Source organism: Streptomyces sp. P17 (assembly GCF_032436805.1).
Taxonomy (GTDB): Bacteria; Actinomycetota; Actinomycetes; order Streptomycetales; family Streptomycetaceae; genus Streptomyces.
This window is the reverse complement of sequence record NZ_JAVRBF010000195.1, coordinates 1-922: the sequence shown is the minus strand read 5'-3', so window position 1 is coordinate 922 and position 922 is coordinate 1. Positions and strand designations below refer to the sequence as shown.

Annotated in this window: 1 protein-coding gene; it reads left to right on the top strand. The window is 61.7% G+C overall.

Going from position 1 to position 922, the window contains the following annotated elements:
* A partial coding sequence (locus RMT89_RS40315; protein ID WP_315888716.1) for a hypothetical protein occupies positions 1-922 on the top strand: 922 nt, incomplete at both ends.

Genomic DNA, 922 nt, shown 5'->3' with positions numbered 1-922 from the left:
CTGCGCATCGCCTCGGCCGAGACCACTCGTCATATCCATTCGGGACACAGCCTGACCGACGCCTATTTCGGGGGCGGCGACGGCTGGCCGGGGGTGATGCAATCGCTGGTCCAAGCGCAGTTCCAGTCTGCGTCCGACGACCAGGACCAGTATCACCTCAAATCCACGATTCCCGGATCGGCAACGATGTGGCGCTGGCAGCACTATAATTCCAGCGACGTGAACCCGCGCGACAACGCGGACCAGTTTGATACGCTGGTCATCACCGAACGCGGTCTGGATACCGTTGGAGTTTCAGGACCACCTGCGGTTGGTGGCGAGGTGCTGCTTGAGGACGTGTTCTACGAAATGCGGTTCGCCATCAACGCGTGGCAGAACGGTCGCCGGACGCAGCGCCCGCCCGAATTTATCCTGTGGTCGATCTGGCCTGCGATTGATTGGGCGAACTGGCAGGATATTCTGGCCAGCTATGAGCAGCGGTTCAAATGGCGGGCCGACTATATCACGTGGAAAATGCGGCAGCTTTTCCCAGATCTGCCTAGCGACTGGCGTGTCTGGATCATCCCCGGCCACCGCTTTATCCAGCGCGTTGTTGCGGATATGGCGACCGGATCGGCGCCGGGGTTCACGACCGCGCAGGATCTGCACAGCGATACGATTCACCCCGCACCCGCGCTGTCCTACGGTCTGTCGCTGGTCGTCCAGACCGTCCTGTATCAACGCGATTTCCGCACCCTGCTCCCCGACCTCTACCGCCCCTCGGCGGTGACGGCGGAACAGCAGGCGTATTTCGCACGGATCGCGTGGGAGATTGCCTCCGTCTATGAACCTGCCGGGATGGGCGGGACCGAGGGCACCACCGTTCATTGGCAGGTTGGCCGGGACAATGACCTATTCCCGACGCTGACCACACCTGAAGCTT